At 72.2% G+C, this 20,549-nt stretch carries 19 protein-coding genes; 4 read left to right on the forward strand and 15 right to left on the reverse strand.

The annotated features are described in order from the left end of the window. Nucleotides 1–57 precede the first annotated feature (57 nt). The 4 genes from ACIBF8_RS29545 to ACIBF8_RS29560 form a co-directional block, all read right to left on the reverse strand. On the reverse strand, nt 58–342 hold the full coding sequence (locus ACIBF8_RS29545; protein ID WP_396787201.1) for a GlsB/YeaQ/YmgE family stress response membrane protein: 285 nt from the start codon (nt 340–342) through the stop codon (nt 58–60). Nucleotides 343–928: 586 nt separating this feature from the next. Continuing rightward, nucleotides 929–1,213 carry a GlsB/YeaQ/YmgE family stress response membrane protein gene (locus ACIBF8_RS29550; protein WP_124774500.1) on the reverse strand — a complete coding sequence of 95 codons (285 nt, stop codon included), beginning with the start codon at nt 1,211–1,213 and terminating at the stop codon, nt 929–931. Between the two features lie 326 nt (nt 1,214–1,539). Then, nucleotides 1,540–3,417 (reverse strand): translation elongation factor 4, encoded by a 1,878-nt coding sequence (lepA, locus tag ACIBF8_RS29555; protein ID WP_396787202.1) that lies wholly within the window; start codon nt 3,415–3,417, stop codon nt 1,540–1,542. 116 nt (nt 3,418–3,533) lie between these two features. Then, complete coding sequence (locus tag ACIBF8_RS29560; RefSeq protein ID WP_396787203.1) at nt 3,534–4,070, reverse strand: DUF4240 domain-containing protein; 537 nt, start codon at nt 4,068–4,070, stop codon at nt 3,534–3,536. 61 nt (nt 4,071–4,131) lie between these two features. Here ACIBF8_RS29560 and ACIBF8_RS29565 point away from each other — a divergent pair, with 61 nt between their 5' ends. Together ACIBF8_RS29565 and rpsT are read left to right on the forward strand one after the other, a co-directional pair. Then, nucleotides 4,132–5,118, forward strand: a complete 987-nt coding sequence (locus ACIBF8_RS29565) for a phosphotransferase family protein (RefSeq protein ID WP_396787204.1) — start codon at nt 4,132–4,134, stop codon at nt 5,116–5,118. A 281-nt stretch (nt 5,119–5,399) separates the two neighbouring features. Then, complete coding sequence (gene rpsT / locus ACIBF8_RS29570; protein WP_030336508.1) at nt 5,400–5,666, forward strand: 30S ribosomal protein S20; 267 nt, start codon at nt 5,400–5,402, stop codon at nt 5,664–5,666. A 177-nt stretch (nt 5,667–5,843) separates the two neighbouring features. Here the strand turns inward: rpsT and ACIBF8_RS29575 are convergent, their stop codons facing one another. The 10 genes from ACIBF8_RS29575 to nadD all read right to left on the reverse strand — a co-directional run bounded on the left by ACIBF8_RS29575 (nt 5,844) and on the right by nadD (nt 15,375). Further along, nucleotides 5,844–6,266, reverse strand: coding sequence for a hypothetical protein (locus ACIBF8_RS29575; protein WP_396787205.1), 423 nt, complete (start codon nt 6,264–6,266; stop codon nt 5,844–5,846). Then, entirely contained in the window at nt 6,263–7,243 is a 981-nt protein-coding gene (holA, locus tag ACIBF8_RS29580) for a DNA polymerase III subunit delta (protein ID WP_396787206.1), read from the reverse strand. Before holA ends, ACIBF8_RS29575 begins: the two co-directional genes overlap by 4 nt. Nucleotides 7,244–7,746: 503 nt before the next feature. Continuing rightward, nucleotides 7,747–10,146: a ComEC/Rec2 family competence protein gene (locus tag ACIBF8_RS29585; RefSeq protein ID WP_396787207.1), complete on the reverse strand. Its 2,400-nt coding sequence runs from the start codon at nt 10,144–10,146 to the stop codon at nt 7,747–7,749. Next, nucleotides 10,143–10,979 carry a helix-hairpin-helix domain-containing protein gene (locus tag ACIBF8_RS29590; protein WP_396787208.1) on the reverse strand — a complete coding sequence of 279 codons (837 nt, stop codon included), beginning with the start codon at nt 10,977–10,979 and terminating at the stop codon, nt 10,143–10,145. The genes ACIBF8_RS29585 and ACIBF8_RS29590 overlap by 4 nt, the downstream gene beginning before the upstream one ends. A 128-nt stretch (nt 10,980–11,107) precedes the next feature. Continuing rightward, the gene (locus ACIBF8_RS29595) at nt 11,108–11,791 is read right to left on the reverse strand and encodes a hypothetical protein (protein WP_396787209.1); all 684 of its coding nucleotides are present in this window, start codon (nt 11,789–11,791) and stop codon (nt 11,108–11,110) included. A 163-nt stretch (nt 11,792–11,954) separates the two neighbouring features. Continuing rightward, complete coding sequence (locus ACIBF8_RS29600; protein ID WP_396787210.1) at nt 11,955–12,710, reverse strand: SDR family NAD(P)-dependent oxidoreductase; 756 nt, start codon at nt 12,708–12,710, stop codon at nt 11,955–11,957. A gap of 21 nt (nt 12,711–12,731) precedes the next feature. Next, complete coding sequence (locus tag ACIBF8_RS29605) at nt 12,732–13,586, reverse strand: DegV family protein (protein ID WP_396787211.1); 855 nt, start codon at nt 13,584–13,586, stop codon at nt 12,732–12,734. 48 nt (nt 13,587–13,634) lie between these two features. Next, nucleotides 13,635–14,264, reverse strand: a complete 630-nt coding sequence (locus tag ACIBF8_RS29610) for a histidine phosphatase family protein (protein WP_396787212.1) — start codon at nt 14,262–14,264, stop codon at nt 13,635–13,637. Next, the gene (gene rsfS, locus ACIBF8_RS29615) at nt 14,261–14,668 is read right to left on the reverse strand and encodes a ribosome silencing factor (RefSeq protein ID WP_396787213.1); all 408 of its coding nucleotides are present in this window, start codon (nt 14,666–14,668) and stop codon (nt 14,261–14,263) included. Before rsfS ends, ACIBF8_RS29610 begins: the two co-directional genes overlap by 4 nt. Nucleotides 14,669–14,778: 110 nt before the next feature. Beyond that, nucleotides 14,779–15,375, reverse strand: coding sequence for a nicotinate-nucleotide adenylyltransferase (nadD, locus tag ACIBF8_RS29620; RefSeq protein WP_357244230.1), 597 nt, complete (start codon nt 15,373–15,375; stop codon nt 14,779–14,781). Nucleotides 15,376–15,815: 440 nt separating this feature from the next. Between nadD and ACIBF8_RS29625 the strand changes: the two genes are divergently transcribed. Both ACIBF8_RS29625 and ACIBF8_RS29630 read left to right on the forward strand, forming a co-directional pair. Further along, nucleotides 15,816–16,559 carry a PadR family transcriptional regulator gene (locus ACIBF8_RS29625; RefSeq protein ID WP_396787214.1) on the forward strand — a complete coding sequence of 248 codons (744 nt, stop codon included), beginning with the start codon at nt 15,816–15,818 and terminating at the stop codon, nt 16,557–16,559. Between the two features lie 192 nt (nt 16,560–16,751). Then, nucleotides 16,752–17,957, forward strand: coding sequence for an FAD-dependent oxidoreductase (locus tag ACIBF8_RS29630; protein WP_396787215.1), 1,206 nt, complete (start codon nt 16,752–16,754; stop codon nt 17,955–17,957). Between the two features lie 54 nt (nt 17,958–18,011). On the opposite strand, the gene pepN is transcribed toward ACIBF8_RS29630, so the two are convergent. After that, nucleotides 18,012–20,528 (reverse strand): aminopeptidase N, encoded by a 2,517-nt coding sequence (pepN, locus tag ACIBF8_RS29635; RefSeq protein WP_396787216.1) that lies wholly within the window; start codon nt 20,526–20,528, stop codon nt 18,012–18,014. Nucleotides 20,529–20,549 lie beyond the last annotated feature (21 nt).

Genomic DNA, 20,549 nt, shown 5'->3' on the forward strand with positions numbered 1-20,549 from the left:
GATGCCGGGTCGTTATCGGGTGACGCTGCGGCAGTGTCGCCAGATGATGCCGGGTCGTTATCGGGTGACGCTGCGGCGGCGACCCACGCCGGCCACCAGCGCGACCGCGATCGCGGCCACCACGACCTGCACCAGCAGCTCGCCCCAGTCGACACCGCTCGTCTCGGTCGCGATGCCGATGGCCCGCGCCAGGACGGTGCCCAGCAGCGCGGCGCCGATACCGATCAGCAGGTGCAGCCAGATCGGCATATTCTGCCGGCCCGGGACGACCAAGCGGCCGAGCGCGCCGACGATGAGACCAACAACGATCGCAGTGATGATGCCCCACACGGTGAGCTCCACGGCCACCCTCCTTCATGAATGTCTGACACACGATGTGTGTTTTCTGTCGTGACCGTTAATTGCCCGACCCACCCAAAATCCAAACCGACTTCGCTCACCAAACGATCACGACTTGGCCGACAAGAACACGTTCCACCGCGAGGCCCACCCGAGCACTCGGACACCTGGACACCTGGGACCGCTGGGCACTTGGGGCAGCTGGGCACCTGGGCACCTGGGCACCTGGGGCCAAGCTGCCGACCAAGCCCGCCAGCCTCGCCATGATCAACACGAGGTCATTGAATCCGCGGCATCACACCCACCGGGACACGCCGACATCACCAAACCCGAGTCGATCACCGCCACCCCACACGCCAGAGCAACCCGACGAAGCACAAACGACCGACCCCAGGACGCCGGAACACGAGATCAACACGAGATCACCGAAACCGCGGCATCCCACCGGAACACCCCGACATCACCGCCGCGACAAGCGGAACGCCGATGGGCGGAACGCCGCGACAAGCGGAACGCCGATGGGGCGCCCGGCCTGTCGGTCGGGCGCCCCATCGGAGGTGTCGCGGTGGTACGGGTTGGCGCGTCGGTGTTACCGAGTCACGCGGCGGCGGCCACCCACGCCGGCCACCAGCGCGACCGCGATCGCGGCCACCACGACCTGCACCAGCAGCTCGCCCCAGTCGACACCGCTCGTCTCGGTCGCGATGCCGATGGCCCGCGCCAGCACGGTGCCCAGCAGGGCCGCGCCGATACCGATCAGCATGTGCAGCCAGATCGGCATGTTCTGCCGGCCCGGGACGACCAGACGGCCGAGCGCGCCGACGATGAGACCAACAACGATCGCAGTGATGATGCCCCACACGGTGAGCTCCACGGTCGCCCTCCTTCAAAAGAATGTCTGACACACGATGCGTGTGCTTCCTGTCGTGACCGCTAAGTGCCCGACCCATCGGAAGCCCAAACCGACTCACCTCAAAGGACAACGTCAGGCGTCAATGCCGTGGCGGTGCGTCGGTTGACACGGGAGTGCGTCCACACAGGTAGGAGCCCATCTCGTCGACTCGTCCACCCCACCACAGCTACGGAAAATTTTTCCGCACCAGGCGGTTAGGTCCGCCGCAACACAGCACTGAGCCGACACCCGAAACACGCGAACGCGCCCGGGCGCGTTCGGCACCCGGGCGCGTGAAGCGTCGCTACCTACTTCTTTCCGGCGGCCTTGCCGTCACCGGAGTCGGAGGAGAGGGCGGCGATGAAGGCCTCCTGGGGCACCTCGACCCGGCCGACCATCTTCATCCGCTTCTTGCCTTCCTTCTGCTTCTCGAGCAGCTTGCGCTTACGGCTGATGTCACCGCCGTAGCACTTGGCGAGAACGTCCTTGCGGATCGCCCGGATGGTCTCCCGGGCGATGACCCGGCTGCCGATGGCCGCCTGGATCGGCACCTCGAACTGCTGGCGCGGGATCAGGGTACGCAGCTTGGCGGCGATGGTGACGCCGTAGTTGTACGCCTTGTCCTTGTGCACGATCGCGCTGAACGCGTCCACCGGCTCGCCGTGCAGCAGGATGTCCACCTTCACCAGGTCGGACGCCTGCTCGCCGGAGGGCTCGTAGTCCAGTGAGGCGTAGCCCTTGGTACGGCTCTTCAACTGGTCGAAGAAGTCGTAGATGATCTCCGCGAGGGGCAGCGTGTAGCGCAGCTCCACCCGGTCGGCGGAGAGATAGTCCATGCCGAGCAGGGTGCCGCGTCGGCCCTGGCAGAGCTCCATGACCGCGCCGACGTAGTCGTTGGGGGTCAGGACGGTGGCCCGGACCACCGGCTCATACACCTCGGCGATCTTACCGGTGGGGTACTCGCTCGGGTTGGTCACGACGATCTCCGCGCCGTCGTCCGTGATCGCCCGGTAGACGACGTTGGGCGCGGTGGAGATCAGGTCGAGGTTGTACTCGCGCTCCAGCCGCTCCCGGATGATCTCCAGGTGAAGCAGGCCGAGGAAGCCGCAGCGGAAGCCGAAGCCGAGCGCGCCGGAGGTCTCCGGCTCGTAGTCCAGGGCCGCGTCGTTGAGCTTGAGCTTGTCCAGTGCCTCGCGCAGGTTCGGGTAGTCCGACCCGTCGATCGGGTAGAGGCCGGAGTAGACCATCGGCTTCGGGTCCTTGTAGCCACCCAACGGCTCGGCCGCCGGCCGGCTGTTGATGGTCACCGTGTCACCGACCCGGGACTGCCGGACGTCCTTCACACCGGTGATCAGGTAGCCGACCTCGCCGACGCCGAGCGCCTCGGCCTTGACCATCTCGGGTGAGATGACACCGATCTCCAGCAGCTCGTGCACCGCGCCGGTGGACATCATCTTGATCCGGTCGCGGGCGCTGATCCGGCCGTCGATGACCCGGACGTACGTGACGACGCCACGATAGACGTCGTACACCGAATCGAAGATCATCGCCCGGGCGGGCGCCGCGGCGTCGCCGACCGGTGGGATGAACTGCCGGACGATCTCGTCAAGCAGGTGCGGGACCCCCTCGCCGGTCTTGCCGGAGACCCGGATGCAGTCGGCGGGGTCGCCGCCGATGAGGTGGGCCAGCTCCTCGGCGTACTTCTCCGGCTGCGCCGCCGGCAGGTCGATCTTGTTGAGCACCGGGATGATGCGCAGGTCGTTCTCGAGAGCCAGGTAGAGGTTGGCCAGGGTCTGCGCCTCGATCCCCTGCGCGGCGTCGACCAGCAGCACGGCGCCCTCGCAGGCGGCCAGCGACCGGGACACCTCGTAGGTGAAGTCCACGTGCCCCGGGGTGTCGATCATGTTGAGCACCGCGTGCTCACCGGCCCGCTCACCCTCGCGGATGGTCCACGGCATGCGGACGGCCTGGCTCTTGATGGTGATGCCGCGCTCGCGCTCGATGTCCATCCGGTCCAGGTACTGCGCGCGCATCTGCCGCGGGTCGACCACGCCGGTGAGCTGCAACATCCGGTCGGCCAGGGTCGACTTCCCGTGGTCGATGTGGGCGATGATGCCGAAGTTCCGGATGCGACCGGGGTCGGTGGCACCAGGGGCGTTCGCGCCGGGATCGAGCTTCGGTGGCACAGCGGTCCGTTCTGGTCGGCTGACGTGAACAGGCCGGCGCGCCGCCGACCCCCTCTATGTTCCCACGCCGCCGGGGTGCGCCCGCTGCGCGGGCGATGGATCGGCCCGAGGACCCCTCACTCCATCGGCGGCTCGACGAAGAGCGCGGCCAGCCGGGGCAGCCGCCGGCGCGCCTCGTCCTCGTCGTCGAAGTCCCAGAAGTCGTTGAGGTCCGGCGTGCGCACCGGGTCGCGATCCGCCGGCAGTTCGGTCGCGGTGGCCTTGCGGTACGCGTCCCAGGGCACCGAGAGCATCAGTTCGGCGGAGAACTCCTCACCGCTGAGCGACGCCGCCCGTACCTGCGGCAGTTCGGCCAGCGAGTCCGGTTCGGCGACCGCGCGGGCGAAGACGGCACGACCCTGGGTCATCAACCAGCCCCGGAAGTGTTCGAAGCCGTCCGCCGAGGCACCACCGTTGATCAGGTAGGCCGCACCCCAGAGATCCGCCTTGTGCGAGGCGGCCAGCACCCGCGTCTGGTGCCGCGCGTACCCGATGATGTCCTCCGGGTCGCGCGCGGCGAGCAGCGCGACGGCCCGCGCGGCGACCGGGCCGGGCTCACCACCGCCGCCGGCGCGAGCCTCGTCGATCAGCTGCCAGAAGTCCTCGGTCCTCATGGCTTGGCAGTCTGGCAGTGTCGCCGTGCGTCGCGCACGTACCCCGGGGCAGCATGGTGGGGTGTCCCCTCCCCCGCTGCCGCCGGTGCCGTACCACGCGAGCGCCCAGCGCCCGTCGTGGTCGGCGTTGCCGGCGGCGCTGCGGGTCGCGGTCGCGGACCGGCTCGGCGCGCCGGTGGTCACCGCCCGGGTCGCGGGCGCGGGTTTCACCCGGGGGTTCGCCGCCGTGCTCGGCACGGCCGACGGTGGTCGGGCCTTCGTCAAGGCGGCACCCGTCGCCGAGCAACCGCATCTGGTCGACTGGTACGCCCGAGAGGCCGCGATCCTCGACCGGCTGCCGGTGGACCTGCCGGCGCCCCGCCCCCGGTGGACCCTCGCCGCGTCCGGCTGGTTCGTGCTCTGCACCGACGCCGTCGACGGGCACACCCCGCACCTGCCCTGGGCGCCCGCCGAGTTGGACGCCACCCTCGCCGGGTACGCGCAGGTCGCCGCCGCCCTGGCCGACCCGCCGGCCGAACTGACCGCGCTCGGCCTGCCGCACCTGGCCGACCTGTCCCGGTCGGACATCCTCTGGTGGGAGGAGGTTGTCGCCGGCCGCGAGCCGACCCCACCACTGCCCGCGCCGCTCCTGGGCCGGCTCCCCGAACTGGTCGAGTTGGAAGCGCTCCTGCCCCGATACGCCGCCGATGCGACCGGCCTGATCCACGGCGACCTGCGGGTCGACAACGTGCTGATCGGCGCGGACGGCCGAGCCTGGTTCTGCGACTGGACCTGGGTCTGTGCCGGGCCGGCCTGGTTCGACCTGGCCGGCTTGCTGCTCACCGCGTACGCCAGCGGGCTGGACGCGGACCGGCTCTTCGCCGCGCACCCGGCCACCATCGGCGCGCCCCCGGACGCGCTGGACGCGACCCTGGCCGCGTTGGCCGGCTACTACCTCACCGGTGCCGCGGCGGCGCCGCCGACGGCCTCGCCGCACCTGCCCGCCCATCAACGCTTCAGTGGCGAGCAGTCGCTCGACTGGCTGGCCCGCCGCCGGGGCTGGCGGTGACGCGGGCTGGGCTGGCGTCGGGGCTGGCGGTGACGCGGGCTGGGCTGGCGTCGGGGTTGGCGGTGACGCGCGCTGGGCTGGCGTCGGGGCTCGCGGTGAGCCGCCGCCGTGGCCGAGGGGTAACCTGGTCCCCGACGGGCCGGGTCCGTCCGCGCGAAGGCCGAGCCGTTTTGGCTCGTCCCGGGCGACCTGGTAACCTGGCTCTTCGCGCAGCGATGACGCATGTTCGTCATCTCGCGCAATAAGCTGACCAACCCGAGCTATCAAGACGAGGCTGTCGCGTGGCGAACATCAAGTCCCAGATCAAGCGCAACCGGCAGAACGAGAAGGCCCGGCTGCGCAACAAGTCGGTCAAGTCGTCGCTGAAGACCGCCGTCCGGAAGTTCCACGAGGCTGCCGAGGCCGGTGACGTCGAGAAGGCCACCGCGCTCATGCTGGACGCCTCGCGCAAGCTGGACAAGGCCGTCAGCAAGGGCGTGATCCACTCCAACCAGGCCGCGAACCGCAAGTCCGCGATCGCCAAGCGCGTGGTGGCACTCTCCGCCTGACGACTTCACTGTCAGACTGATTCGGAAAGCCCCGGGCACAGCCCGGGGCTTCCGTGTGTCCAGAGGCCGCCGTGTTCTCCGGGCCGGCGGTTCCGTGCGTGGCCCCGACGGGGGCCGGCGGCCAGTCTGACGCGGGTCGGCTGTTCTTCCGCGTAGCCCCCCAGCGGGGGTCGGCGCTCAGTCTGACGGGTCGGCACGCCGGGGTGGTGGCACCGGGTCGGCGGTGATCACCACGCCGGGAACGCTGTGCGAGACCCACTCCACCCGGGCTCGGCCGACCGCCGGCTCCATCTGCCGGCGAAACCGGTCCCGTTCCTGCTCGGGCACGAGCGCGGCGGAGCGGACCACCACCGCGGCCACCATGTCGTTGAGCTTGACCATCGCCGCCACCACGACCGGCAGCACCAGCACCGCCCACCAGCTGACCAGCTCGGCCAGGGCGAGTAGCACCGCCAGGGCGATAGCGCCCTCGAAGAAGAGGAAGCACAACACGCCGCCGGGGTTGACGAACCGCAACCCGAGGAGTCGGGCGTAGAGCGGTCGGTAACGCTCCTCGTCCACTCCAATGGTGGCCCACGCTGGGCGGTTCGCTCCCGTCACCTGGCGCTGCCCTGCCGGGCCGCCGCGACTGAGAAGACCGCACGCTCCAGGGCGTACGCCCGGTCGTCGGACCCGCCCTTGACGGCCGCGTTGCACTCGGCGGCGACCTGCATCGCCCGGACCAGACCCTCCGGCGTCCAGCCCCGCCCCTGCCGCTGCGCCCGCTCGATCTTCCAGGCCGGCATTCCGAGGCTGCTGGCGAGCTGGTACGGGTTACCCCGTCCAGCCGATGCCACCCGGGCCACCGTACGCACCCCGTCGGCCAGGGCGTCGGCGATGGGCACCGGGTCGACCCCGACGTGCAGGGCCCAGCGCAGGGCCTCAAGCGCGGCCGGCACGTCGCCGACCATGGTGGCGTCCGCCACGGTGAAGCCGGTCACCTCGACCCGGCCCCGGTAGTACCGGGACACCGTCTCGGCGCTGATCCGCCCATCGGTGTCGGCGATCAGTTGGGAGCAGGCCGCGGCCAGTTCACGCAGGTCGTTGCCGACCGCCGCGATGAGCGCCTCGGCGGCGTCGTCCGTGCACTTTCCGCCGGCCCGACGGATCTCGTCGCGGACGAAGGCCACCCGGTCGCGGTGCCCCTTGAGCTTCGCGGCCGGGACCACCGTCGCGCCGGCCGCCCGCAACCCGTCGGCGAACGCCTTGCCCTTGGCACCTCCCAGGTGCAGCACCAGCAGTTGGACGTCCGGGTCGGGACTCTTCGCGTACGCCAGGAGCGCGGCGACCAGGTCCTTACGGGCGTCCTGGCCGGAACGCAGGATCAGCAGCCGCCGCCCGCCGAACAGCGAGGGGCTGAGCATCTCGGCGATCTCGCCGACGGTGAGCGCACTGGCCTGGTATTCGCGGACGTCCACCTCGGGGTCGATGCTGCGGACCTTCGCGACAGCTTCGGTGACCGCGCGCGTGGCGAGCAGTTCCTCGTCACCGAGGACGAGCAGAATGGGGGCGAGGCTGGCGGGGGTCACGCCGCCCATATTCGCACGGCCTGCGGCGGGATCGTGCCTGCTCATTGGCTGCTTGGTCGGCGCAGCCCGCACTCAGTGCAAATCCAGACATCTATCTCAATTACCCATTTATTCCATAATTCCCCCACTCCTCCTTCCTTGATCCACACGGGTTCAAGGAAACCGCGGTATCGGACCGCCGGTGATACCCCGGGTTCAGCAACCCCGAGTCGATCAGCGGCCGGGAGGCCAGCGCGGGTCCAGGCTGCCGGCCCGCGACCCACGGCCCGTGCGACTCCCGGCCTGCGCGACCCACGGCCCGGCGACTCCCGGCCTGCGCGACCCACGGCCCGCGCGACCCACGGCCCGCGCGACCCACGACCCGCGCGACCCACGACCCGCGCGACCCACGACCCGCGCGACCCACGACCCGCGCGACCCACGGCCCGCGCGACCCACGGCCCGCGCGACCCACGGCCCGCGCGACTCACGGCCCGCGCGAACTACGGCCCGCGCGACCCACGGCCCGCTGGTCAGGGCTGTCGGCCTGCGGGCACGCCTCGCCTGGCCACCGACAGACCGTCGCTCGTTCGGATCGCGGCCACATCACCGTCCGTGTCGGTACGCAGCACCCGCACGCCGCCTCTGCCCAGTTGGGCGAGCAGCCCCGGACTCGGGTGCCCATAGGTGTTGCCCGTGCCCACCGGAACGAGCGCCACTGCCGGCCGCACCGCGTCGAGGAAGCCCGGGTCTTGATACGCCGAACCGTGGTGGGCGACCTTCAACACATCCGCCCGTAACTGGCCGGGCGCCGCCCGCGTCACCATGGCGTGCTGCTCCTCGGTCTCCGCGTCGCCGGCCAGCAGGATCCGGACCCCGGCCACCGTGGCGCGCAGCACCAGCGAGTTGTTGTTCGGGTCGGACCTGGTCCCGGCCAGCGGGTACGGCGGGCCGAGCACCAGCAGGTCGACCCCGCCCACGGGGTGACGCGCACCGGCCACGGTGGTCAGCAGGGCGGCCCGTCCGCCGGCGGCCGCCGCCCGCACCAGGTCCCGGCCGCTCTCCGGCTCCGTCGTCGACGGCGTCAGCACGGCACCCACCCGCCGCCCCCGGAACACCCCGGCCACCCCGCCCACGTGGTCGGCGTGAAAGTGGCTGATCACCAACAGCGGCACCTCCCGTACGCCGAGCCGACGCAGGCACCCGTCCACCGCACCCGGTTCCGGCCCGGCATCCACCACCACGGCCCGGCCGGGGTCGACCGGGAGCACCAGGGCGTCGCCCTGCCCCACCGCGCAGGCCACCACCACCCAGCCGGGCGGCGGCCAGCCGGCAGCCATCAGCCGAACCGGCAGGGCACCCAGCACGGCGGCGACGCCACCCACCGCCACCAGCCGGCGTACGAGGGGTCGGCGCACCGCGATCAGCAGCGCGATGGTCAGCCCGGTCAGCAGCAGGGCACCGGGCACCCCGCCCGGCCATGGCAGGGTGCCGCCCGGCAGTCGAGCGCCCTGCCGGGCGATGACCACCAACCACCAGGCCGGCCAACTGGCCAGCCATGCGACGAACTCGGCACCGGTCGACCAGATCCGCGACAGCACGGCCGCCAGCACGCCCAGCACGGTCGCTGGCGCGATGGCCGGCACCGCCAGCAGGTTGGCCGGCACCGCCACCAGGCTCACCGTGCCGGAGATCCCGGCGACGACCGGGCCGCAGGCGAGTTGGGCGGCCGCCGGCACGGCCAACGCCTCGGCCAGCCCCGGCGGAACGCCTCGCCGCCGCAACCCGTCCCGCCAGCGCGGCGCGAGCAGCAGCAGGCCACCGGTGGCCAGCACGGAGAGGGCGAACCCGGGGTCGCCGGCCAACTCCGGGTCGACCAGCACCAGCACGGTCACAGCGGCGGCCAACGCGGGCAGCGCTGCCCGAGGGCGGCCGGCAGCCAGGGCAGCGAGGCCGATCGCTCCCATCGTGGCGGCCCGTACGACGCTCGGCGAGGGGCGGACCAGGATGACGAACCCCACCAGTGCCACCCCACACAGCCCGGCGGCGAGCCACGGACCAGCGCGCGACCACCGGGCCAGCAACAACACCGCACCCACCACGATCGCCACGTTGGACCCGGAGACCGCGTTGAGATGGGTCATCCCGGTGGCCCGGAAATCCTCCTCGACGGCGGGTGGCAGCCGACTGGTGTCGCCCACCACCAGGCCGGGCAGCAACCCACCGGGGTCGTCGGGCAGCGGCTCGCAGGCGCGTTGCAGGCCGGTACGCAGCGTCCCGGCGGCGCGCTGCGCCCAGGACGACGCGCCGTGCCGCTCCGGTGGGCCGTTGGTGCTGAGCACCGCCGCGGTGAGGTCACTGCCGCGCGGAACGCCGAGCCGGCCGTCGGCGGTGAGGCGCTGCCCCGGCAGCAGGCCCCGCCAGGCCGGGTCCGTCGCCAGCACGAGCAGCCGCACCGAGGCGTGCAGCCGTCGGCCGTCCGGGCCGGTGAGCCGGACCAGTTCGGTCGACACCAGCAACGTGCCCGGCCGCCCGGCGCTCCGGATCGGGCGCGGATCGTCCCGGACGACCAGGTCGGCGGTGACCGGAGCACGCTGCTCGGCCAGGGCTTGGATCGCCGGCGCGTCGCGAACGGTGAGCCGGGCGGCGGTGGCCGCACCGCCGCAGACCACGCCGAGACCGACCGCCACGGCGACCCATCCGCAGCGCCGCACCACGGCTCGGGGACGCCCGAGGCGGCCGAGCAGGTGCACAGCCCCAACCACCGTCAGAGCCGCCGCACTGCCGGTCACCAGCAGGACGGTGCGGCTGCCGAGGTGCAGGCCGGCGAGCGCGGTGAGCCAGGTCGCCACGGCGAGCCCGGCCAGGCGCAGATCCGGCGGCTCGGCAGCCGCACCGACCGGTGGGTCAGCGGCGACGGCGGACCCGCTCACACCGTCACCAGGTCTTTGAGCTGCTCGTAACGGGCGTCGCCGATCCCGTCGACCTGGCGCAGGTCACCGACGGACTTGAACCCGCCGTGCTGGTCCCGGTGGGTGAGGATCCGTTGGGCGAGCACCGGCCCGACCCCGGGCAGCGCGTCGAGCTGCGCCAGGGTGGCGGTGTTGAGATTGAGCGGCCCAGCGGCTGGGGCAGCCTCGCCGCCGGCTGGCCCGGCCGCACCACCGGGCACCGGCGGCGGCGTCACCCCAACCACGATCAACTCGCCATCGGTGACCTTGCGGGCGGGATTGAGCAGCGCCACGTCCACCCCCGGCAGCGCGCCGCCGGCCGCCTGCACCGCGTCGGCGAGACGGGACCCGGCCGGCAGGCGTACCAAACCGGGTTTGCGGACCTTGCCCGCTACCGCCACCACCACCTCGCCGGAGCCGGACGGGCTGGGGTCCCCCGCCGGTGCGGCCGACGCGGCGTCGCTGACAAGCGGGGCGACCGGTTCCGACTGCGGCCGGGATCGCCAGGCCCAACCGGCCGCACCCAACACCACCACCACGGCGACGACCGCCAACGCCCGCACACCCCGCCGCCCCGGGTCGAACGCCCCAGGACCGGGCAACCGCGAGCCGGGCGGGACCGCAGGGCCGCCCAGCGCCGGCTCCGCGACCGGCGCGGCGGGCTGGGAGGACAGCACGTCCGCAGGCGGCGCGCCGACCAGGGACGACGGGGGTACGCCCGCGAGCGGCGCCTCCGGCCGGGGCGGTGGTGCGACGGCCGCCTCCGTCAGCCGGCGCAGGCGCTGGCGTACCTCTGTCTCCTCGTCGTGCGACACAGCGCGACGCTATGGCGGCGGCCGGGACGCTGGGGTGCGGCGGCACCGCCCTGTGGACAACCAGCGCCACTGTGGACAACGCCCTGATCAAGGGGCGATCTGCTATGGGTGGACCGAGTCTGAACCGATCATCCGCCAGCGTCACCGGCGCTGGTCCATGGCGGGACATCGGCCCGTCCGGCCGGTCGCCACGGTTGCGGGGTGTCATCGTCGGGCCGGGGCCGCCCGGCCAGCATGCAGAGCACGGCGAGAACGAGGTAGACGATCGGCAGGAGGATCAGGTTGCCCTGGCCGGTGGAGACCTCCTCCGGCGGGCGCGGGTCGACCAGACCCCCGGGGTCCCGCACCACGACGACGCGTTGCCCCACCGAACCTTCCGGGTTGTTCGAGGCGCCGATGCTGCTCCCTGGCCACATCCCCAGTTCACCGGGAATGCGTTGGTCGTACTGGTCGGCAAGGGTGTAGTAGAGGTGACGGCCCTTCTCGTTGCCGTCGCGCACATCGATCACGGTTGCCACCACCCGTTCGCCGCGCTGCGTGAGCACTGTCGACCAGAACACCCCGGTGGCCACGAACATGAGGAGGGGACTGATCAGCCAAGCCACCGACAGCATGATCATCCGGGGTGGCGGCGACACCACCAGACCGGCCACCAGCAGGGCGACGCACCACACCACGGTGCCCAGCACAGCCACGTTGTCCGCTCGGATCCAGGTCGTTCCCGCCAGGGCACCGACCGCGCCGGTGATGGTGAACACCAGCAGATACCACGCCCCCAGTCGGTTGACGAATCGACGACCACGAGGCCTCATGGGCAGCAGACTAGGCCCGGCAGGCAATAGCGTGGCTTCGGCCGGGATACGTCGGCTCCGGTGGACAGACCACCAGAACCGACACCGTCATCAACGAACGACGCAGCCGCCCCTGTGGGTACGGCCGGGTGGCGAGCCGGAGCAGCTGTGCCGCGAGAACGGGTCAGCGGGCCTCTGGGTCGAGGCCGAGCACGGCCCGCCCGCCGTCCACCGGCAACGTCACCCCGTTGATGAAGCTCGCCGCGGGCGACAGCAGGTACGCGACCGCCTCGGCCACCTCCTCGACCTGCCCGATGCGGCCCACCGGGTGCAGCCGGGTCAGCTCGGCGTCGATCCACCGGGCCTGACTGGGATCCTGCCTGGCCAGGAATTCGGTGTGCCGGTCGGTGGCGATCGAGCCGAGCGCGACCGCGTTGGCGCGGATGCCGTGTCTGCCGTACTCGACGGCCAGCGCCCGGGTCAGTCCCTCCACGGCGGCCTTCGCCGTCGCGTACGGCAGAGCACCTGACACCGGCCGGCGGGCCTGGTGCGACGAGACGTTGACGATCGCGCCGCCGGCGGCGCGGGCCAGGAAGCGGCGGACGGCGACCGCGGCGCCCACCACGGCTGGACGCAGGTTCAGCCCGATCAGGTCCAGCACCGTGTCGGGCGACGCGGAGTGCAGCGCGGCGTCGCGGAACACCGCCGCGTTGTTCACCCAACCGCTGAGTGGCGCGGCGTGATCTGCCAGCTCGGCGGCGCGCTCGGCCACCTGCTCGTCGGCGGCGTCACCGACCACCGCGACGAGCCGGTCGGCGGCCGGGTGGCCGGCCAACCAGTCGACCGCGTCCGCGTCGCGCTCCAGCACGCACACCGTCATTCCGGTCGCCACCAGCCGTTCCACCACGGCCCGGCCGACACCGCGACCGCCTCCGGTCACCACACACGACGTGGGCACCACTCAGCCCTCCGGTCGGCGGTGGACGACCACGCAGGCCAGACCCGGGCCGGCGTGCGCGCCGACGACGGCACCCGCCTCGGAGACGTACGTGTCGTGCAGCCGGTCGCCGAACCGCTCGGTCAGCGCGGCGCGCAACGCCTCGGCCCGTTGCGGTGCGGCCAGGTGGTGTACCCCGAGATCCACGTCGTCGCCGCCGGCCGCCTCGACGGCCAGGTCCACGAGACGGGCCACTCCCCGGCTGGCGGTACGGACCTTCTCACGTAGCACGATCGAGCCGTCCGGCATGTGCATGATCGGCTTGACGGACAGGGCGGTGCCGAGCAGCGCCTCGGCCGCGTTGATCCGGCCGCCCCGGCGGAGGAACTCCAGCGTGTCGACGTAGAACCAGACGGTGGTGCGGGCGACGGCGGCGAGCGCCGCGTCGCGTACCTCGGCACGGTCGCCGCCGGCCGCGGCGACGGTGGCCGCCGCGATGGCCGGAAAGCCCAGCCCCATGCCCGCCGAGCGGCTGTCCACGACCTCCACCCGACCGTCCAGGTCGGCGGCGGCCAGTCGGGCGGCCTCCACCGTGCCGGACAGCGCTGCGGAGAGGTGCACCGAGACGATCCCGTCGGCGCCGGCGTCGAGCAGGTGACGGTACGTCCGGGCGAACTGCTCGGGTGCCGGTCGGGAGGTGGTCGCCGTGACCCGGCGGGCGCTCAGTGCCAGGGTGGCGTCGGCCGGCTGGGTCTCCACCCCCTCCAGCCCTTCGGCGCCGTTGAGGACGACGGTCAACGGGACGACGGTCAGCCGGTGCGCCTGCACCAGCTCGGACGGAAGGTAGGCGGTGGAGTCGATGACAACCGCGACGGGCATGCCCGGCACGCTAGCCGATCGAGGCCGCGAACGCCGAGACGCGAGTGCTCAGACCGCGTCGACGGCGACCGGGGCGGTGATCAGGCCGACGTTGTGCGCCCGCAACTGCCAACCCCGCACGTCGTCGTGGCGCAGCTCGGTCCAGTGGCAGTTGGCCAGCGAGCCGATGGTGCGCAGCACGGCGGTGTCCCAGCCGAGCAAGTGTCCGATGCCCTGCCGGGAGCCGCCACCGTGAGTGGCGATCACCACGGTGCCGCCCCGCGCCGCGTCGGCCGCCTCCTGTAGCGCCGCGCCGACCCGCTCGCCGAGGTCGCTCAGGGGCTCCAGATCCGTGCCCGGGTCGGGGTCGCCGGCCAGCCAGCGCGCGTACTCCTCGGGGAAGCGCTCGGCGACCGCGGTGAGGTGCAGACCCTGCCACTGGCCGAAGTGCCGCTCGCGCAGCCTGGCGTCGGTGCGTACCGGCAGCCCGGTCAGCGCGGCGAGCGCGGCGGCGGTCTCCGCGGCGCGGCTCAGGTCGCTGGCCACGATGGCGTCGGGCCGCAGTGCCGCGAGCAGCGGGGCTGCGGCGCGGGCCTGGTCGCGGCCAAGCTCGTTGAGGGGTACGTCGGTCTGCCCCTGGACGCGGTTGGCGGCGTTCCAATCGGTGTTGCCGTGCCGCCAGACGATCAGGCGGGTCATTCGGCGACGGCGGACCCGCTGGCGTCGGCCTCGACCAGGTCGCGATCGACAAACGGGATGGTGGGGCAGTCCTTCCAGAGGCGGTCGAGCCCGTAGAACTCGCGCTCCTCGGTGTGCTGGACGTGCACCACGATGTCGACGTAGTCGAGCAGCACCCAGCGGCCACCACGCTCGCCCTCGCGCCGCACCGGCTTCGCCTTCTCCGGCAGCTCCAGCAGGCTCTCCTCGATGGCGTCGACGATGGCCAGCACCTGACGCTCGTTGGGGGCAGCGGCGAGCACGAACGCGTCGGTGATGGCGAGCTGGTCGCCGACGTCGATGATCGCGATGTCCTGCGCCTTCTTGTCGGCGGCGGCCTGGGCGGCCGCGATAGCCAGCTCGTGAGCGCGTTCGGAAACTGTCACCATTCTCCTTCGATCAAGCGTGCGATCCTCCAAGCGTCTCATACCCGGCGGCACCCCGATCGGCCAGTTGTGGTCGGTTAGGTGCACAAAGCGGGGCATAGCGGGTGTGCTCAGCGCTGATAGAGGCTCCGCTTGGCGATGTACTGCACCACACCGTCGGGCACCAGATACCAGACCGGCTCACCTCGGGCGACCCGGGCACGGCAGTCGGTCGACGAGATCGACATCGCGGGCACCTGGATCAGGCTGACGGTGTCCGCCGGGAGGTGCTTGTCGGTCAACGGGAACCCGGGCCGGGTCACGCCGATGAAGTGGGCCAGCTCGAAGATCTCGTCGAGGTCCTTCCAGGACAGGATGCGTTGCAGGGCGTCCGCGCCGGTGATGAAGAACAGCTGCACCTTCGGGCCGTACTCGGCCTGGAGGTCGCGCAGGGTGTCGACCGTGTAGGTCGGCCCACTGCGGTCGATGTCGACCCGGCTGACCTGGAAGCGGGGGTTAGAGGCGGTCGCGATCACCGTCATCAGGTACCGGTCCTCGGCAGGGCTGACCGGCTCGTCGGCCTTCTGCCACGGCTGCCCGGTGGGAACGAAGACCACCTCGTCCAGGCCGAACCGGTCCGCCACCTCACTGGCGGCGACAAGGTGCCCGTGGTGGATCGGGTCGAAGGTGCCACCCATGATCCCGATCCGCCGGATATCTTCCTCCACCCAATGATCGTAGGCCGAGCGAAGTGGCCGACCATCCCGGCCCGGCACCGCCGTACGTCACCTCACTCCGAGCCACAAACCCGCGCGCCGCGACCACCCGACGCCCCGCGGTGATCGACTCGGCCCAGCACGGTGATCGACTCGGCCCCGCGCGGTGATCGACTCGGCCCCGCGCGGTGATCGACTCGGCCCCGCGCGGTGATCAACTCGGCTTCCTGGAAGTCGGCCCTTCCGGGAGACCCGGACACCGCGAGTTCATGAAAGCCGAGTCGATCAAGGGAGAGGCGCCGCACGCAGAGCGCGCCGCACGCAGAGCGCGCCGCACGCAGAGCACCGCACGCAGAGCACCGCACGCAGAGCGCCGCACGCAGGGGTCGCAGCGTTCCTTTCGTCGGCGTATATTCGTCGACGAGTAACCGTCGACGAGCGAGGGGGTCGTCGTGCCGAAGCGGCGCAAGGTCGGCAATCTGCTGGCGCTGGCCGTGCTGTCCGCCCTGGTCCAGCGGCCCATGCACCCGTACGAGATCGCCACCGCACTGCGCGCCTGGGGCAAGGACCAGGACATGGAGTTCAAGTGGGGGTCCTTCTACACGGTGATCGGCAATCTGGACAAGCACCACCTGATCGAGGCGGTGGAGAGCGTGCGCGAGGGCCGACGCCCGGAACGCACCGTCTACCGGATCACCGACGCGGGGCGGGCGGAGCTGGTCGACTGGGCCCGCGAGCTGGTCTCCACCCCGATGCCGGAGCATCCCCGGTTCCGGGCCGGGCTGTCCGTGCTCGCCGCTCTGCATCCCGACGAGGCCACCGACCTGCTGCGGCAACGGCTGGACCTGTTGCAGGACGCGATCCGCCAGGACCGCGAAGCGCTCGACGCGCACCTGCGGGAGATTCCGCGACTGTTCCTGGTGGAGTCGGAGTACGACCTCGCCATGCGGGACGCGGAGGCGACCTGGCTGCGGGCCTTGCTAGCGGAGCTGACCTCGGGGAGCTACCCCGGGTTGGACACCTGGCGGACCTTCCACGAGACCGGCGAGATGCCGGCCGAGCTGACCGAGTTGGCCCAGAGAAGCAGCACCCCGAAGGCCAACCCCGACACGCCAACCGCCCACACCCCGGAGGCAAGCACCGACAGCTCCGAACGCCCCGACAGCAGCAGCCGGAGAGCCGACAGCGCCGGCTGAAGAGCGGCCCGGCGAGGTGCGCCAACACCTCGCCGGGGCCCTGACCCCGAACCGACGCCTGGGAAGGCACCCGGCCCGAAGCGGCAACCACGAGGATAACCGGGCTCCCTCCCAGGTCCGTGCGCCCGCGCACCAACGGACCACATCAGGTCCGTGCGCCCGCGCACGAACGACCACACCCCAGGGAGGAACATGACCACGGTACGAACCGCGATCGTCATCGGCGGCGGCATCGCCGGGCCGGTGACAGCGCTCGCGCTGCGCCGCGCCGGCATCACCGCAACCGTCTACGAGGCGTACCCCACGACGGCCAGCGGCATCGGCGGGACCCTCGCCCTCGCGCCCAATGGCGTGGCGGCCCTGCGTACGGTCGGCGCGCACGAGGCGGTGACGGCGATCGCCACCCCGATCGAGCGCAGCGCGCTGGCCATCGGCCGTCGCCGCATCGAGCTGCCCACGCTGACCGGGGTGCCGCCACTGCACGTGGTGCACCGGGCTGAGCTGTACCGGCTGTTGCACGACCAGGCGAGCGCCGAGGGCGTGCCGTTCGCGTACGGCAAGCGTCTGGTCGACGCCGAGCAGACCGACGACGGCGTGACCGCGCACTTCGAGGACGGCAGCACCGCGACCGCCGACGTCCTCGTCGGCGCGGACGGGATCCGCTCCACGGTCCGCGGCCTCATCGACCCGGCCGCGCCCGGCCCCCGGTTCACCGGGCTGCTCGGTTTCGAGGCGGTCGCCCGGCACGAGGTGGACGCCGAGCCGGGCACGATGACGTTCGCGTTCGGGCGACGCGGCTACTACCTGTACTGGCCGGAGCCCGGCGGCGGCACCCGGTGGGGGGCCAACCTGCCGCAGCAGCGGCCGTTGAGCCTGGTCGAGGCCCGCGCGGTGCCGGCGGAGCAGTGGCTGGACACGCTGCGCGGCAGCTACGGTGACGACGACCCGGGCCGGGAGCTGATGGCGACCAGCACCGCCGACGACCTCCAGGTGGTCGGGTCGTTGCAGATCATGCCGCCCGTGCCGCACTGGCACCGGGGCCGGATGGTGCTGGTCGGCGACGCGGCGCACGCGCCGTCGAACAGTTCGGGGCAGGGCGCGTCGCTGGCCATCGAGAGCGCGGTGCAGCTTGCCCGGTGTCTGCGCGACCTGCCGGACGTCCGGGCGGCGTTCGACGCGTACGTGCGGTTGCGGCGCACCCGGGTGGAGAAGGTCGCCGCCCGCGCGGCCCGGATCAACCACGCCAAGGCGCCCGGGCCGGTCGCCCGGACGCTGATGCCGTTGCTGATGCCGCTGATGGTGCGCACCGTGCTGGACCCGGAGAAGACCGTCGCCGACGAGCAGCGTTACGTCATCGACTGGGACGCGCCGGTCACGGCGGAGCCGGCCCTGCGCTGACCTGAGCTGCGGGCGCGGGGCGGCCAGCACCGCCACCCCGCGCCGGGCCAGCGGTCAGGCGGAGGCGGCGGCCACCGCCGTCCGGGCGACCAGCGCGCGGCGCAGGTCGTCGTCGGCGTCGGTCACCACCCGGCGTAGGCCGGGGGTGAGGTCGTCGCGGGCCAGCAGCGCCGCGGCCGCCTCCCGGGTGGGCTGCGCCACGGCGTAGCGGGGGAACGCCAGGGCCGCCACCCGGTCGGCCGTCCAGGGGGTACGTCGGTGCGCGGCGGCCGGCATCTCCGCGAAGTACCGATCGACGTACTCGGCGGTCAGCTCGGCCTGTTCGGGTTGCCAGAACCCCTCGGCGGTCGCCTCCAGCAGCCGGCTGGACAGGTCGGTGTCCCGCACGACGATCTCCCAGGCCGCCTGCTTCGCCGCCGGGTCGGGCCGGGCCGCCCGGCAGAGGGCGGCCCGCTCCGCGCCTGTGGAGCTGTTGTCGGCGGCTGCCTCGATGGCGATCTCCGCCTCGCCGGCGGCGCCGAGCACCACCAGTCGGCGCAGCGCCGCCCAGCGCAGCTCGGTGTCGACCGTCAGCCCGCCGGGCACGTCGCGGCCGGCGAGCCAGCCGACGAGCAGATCCGCATCGGTGGTCGAGGCGATCCAGGCCCGCGCGGCGGCGAGTTGCAACGACTTCCCGGCCGGCGCGCCGTCGAGCAGCCGCTGGCACGCCCCCGCGACCCGGGCCAGCGCGGCGGATCGGGTCAGCGGGTCGAGGTAGCGGTCGACCAGTGACCGACTGAGGGTCAGCACGTCCTCCGCGATGATCACCTCGGTCTCGGCGGGTAGCGCGGCGACCATCAGATCGACCAGGCCGGCGACCGGCCGCTCCCCGTCGGTCGCCGCGTCCAGTGCCGCGCCCCAGAGCACCGCCCGGGCGAGCGGGTCGGCCAGGCCGGGCAACACCAGCGGGACGGCGTCCGCCGACGCCGGGTCGAGACGCACCTTGGCGAACGTGAGGTCACCGTCGTTGAGCAGCAGCAGCCGGGCCGCCGGCTCCCCGGCCAGCGCACCGAGCACCGTCCGGCCACCGTCGGCGCCGGGGTCGATGTCCACCTCGTCGCGCCGCACGGTGCCGTCCGCCGAGTAGCGGCCCACGCCGATCCGGTGTGGGCGCAGCACCGGGTGAGACTCCGGTGCGGTCTGCACCACGGCCACCTCGGTGTAGCGGCCGTCGGCGTCCACCTCGACCTCGGCCCGCAGCGTGTTGACCTGCGGTTGGCGCAGCCACAGCTCGGCCCAGCCGGACAGGTCCCGCCCGCTCGCGCTGGAGAGGCTGGCCAGCAGGTCGGCGAGGGTCGCGTTGCCGAAGCGGTGCGCGGCGAAGTGCGCGTTCAGGCCGGCGAGGAACGCCTCGTCGCCGAGCCACGCGACCAACTGCCGCAGCACGCTGGCTCCCTTGGCGTACGAGATGCCGTCGAAGTTGAGCAGGCCCTGCTCGGCGTCGGCCACCTCCGTCGGTGCGATCGGGTGGGTGGAGGGCCGCTGGTCGGCGGCGTAACCCCAGGCCTTGCGTCGCATGGCGAAGGTCGTCCAGGCCTGCGGGAAGTGGGTCGCCTCGGCGGTGACCCGGGTGCCGAGGTATTCCGCGAAAGACTCGTTCAACCACAGGTCGTCCCACCAGCGCATGGTGACCAGGTCACCGAACCACATGTGGGCCATTTCGTGGGCGATGGTGCCGGCCCGCTGCTCGCGCTGCGTGTCGGTGACCGCCGAACGGAACACGTAGTCGTCGCGGAAGGTGACCAGGCCGGGGTTTTCCATCGCGCCGCCGTTGAACTCGGGCACGAACGCCTGGTCGTACTTGCCGAACGGGTAGCGCTCGGTGAAGAGCTGGTGGAACCGGTCCAGGCACTGCCGGGTGATGGTGAAGATCTCCTCGGCGTCGGCGTCGAGGTGCTCGGCGAGGGACCGACGGCAGTAGATGCCCAGCGGCACACCGTCGTGCTCGGCCCGCCGGACGTGGTACGGCCCGGCGATCAGCGAGAAGAAGTACGTGGCCAGGGGCGCGCTCGGGGCGAACTCCCAGCGCCCGGGGGCCGGGTTGGCGGCCAACTCGGCGTTGCCGACGACAATCCACTGCGGTGGCGCGGTGACCGAGAGGGTGAACGGGGCCTTGAGGTCGGGCTGGTCGAAGGCGGCGAAGATGCGCTGCACGTTGTCGAGGAAGGACTCGGCGTAGAGGTAGGTCTCCCCGTCGGCCGGATCGACGAAGCGGTGCATCCCCTCCCCCGTCCGGGAGTACGCCATGTCCGCCTCGACGACGAGCGTGTTGTCCGCGGCGAGGTCGTCGAGCGGCAGCCGATTGTCGCTGAGCAGGCCGGGATCGAGGTCGCGGTCGTTGAGGCGTACGCCAAGCAGTTTTGCGGGCTTGACCTCGGCGAAGGTCGCGGCGCCGGTGGTGGCCCGGAAGCGGATCTCGACGCGGGAGCGGAACAGGGCCGCGTCACCGGTCAGGTCGAGGTCCACTTGATAGGACTCGACAGTAATCGCCGCGCCACGCGCGGTCGCCTCTACACGGGTCAGGCTCGGCATCCGCTTATCCTGCCCGATGGG

This window comes from Micromonospora sp. NPDC050276, from assembly GCF_044459545.1.
Classification (GTDB): Bacteria; Actinomycetota; Actinomycetes; order Mycobacteriales; family Micromonosporaceae; genus Micromonospora.

Coding starts and splice junctions, on each gene's coding strand:
- ACIBF8_RS29630 (WP_396787215.1), top strand. CDS start 16,752: ATGACCACGGTACGAACCGCGATCGTCATCGGCGGCGGCATCGCCGGG.
- holA (WP_396787206.1), bottom strand. CDS start 7,243: ATGGGCGGCGTGACCCCCGCCAGCCTCGCCCCCATTCTGCTCGTCCTC.
- ACIBF8_RS29605 (WP_396787211.1), bottom strand. CDS start 13,586: ATGCCCGTCGCGGTTGTCATCGACTCCACCGCCTACCTTCCGTCCGAG.
- pepN (WP_396787216.1), bottom strand. CDS start 20,528: ATGCCGAGCCTGACCCGTGTAGAGGCGACCGCGCGTGGCGCGGCGATT.
- ACIBF8_RS29560 (WP_396787203.1), bottom strand. CDS start 4,070: ATGAGGACCGAGGACTTCTGGCAGCTGATCGACGAGGCTCGCGCCGGC.
- ACIBF8_RS29610 (WP_396787212.1), bottom strand. CDS start 14,264: ATGACCCGCCTGATCGTCTGGCGGCACGGCAACACCGATTGGAACGCC.
- ACIBF8_RS29595 (WP_396787209.1), bottom strand. CDS start 11,791: ATGAGGCCTCGTGGTCGTCGATTCGTCAACCGACTGGGGGCGTGGTAT.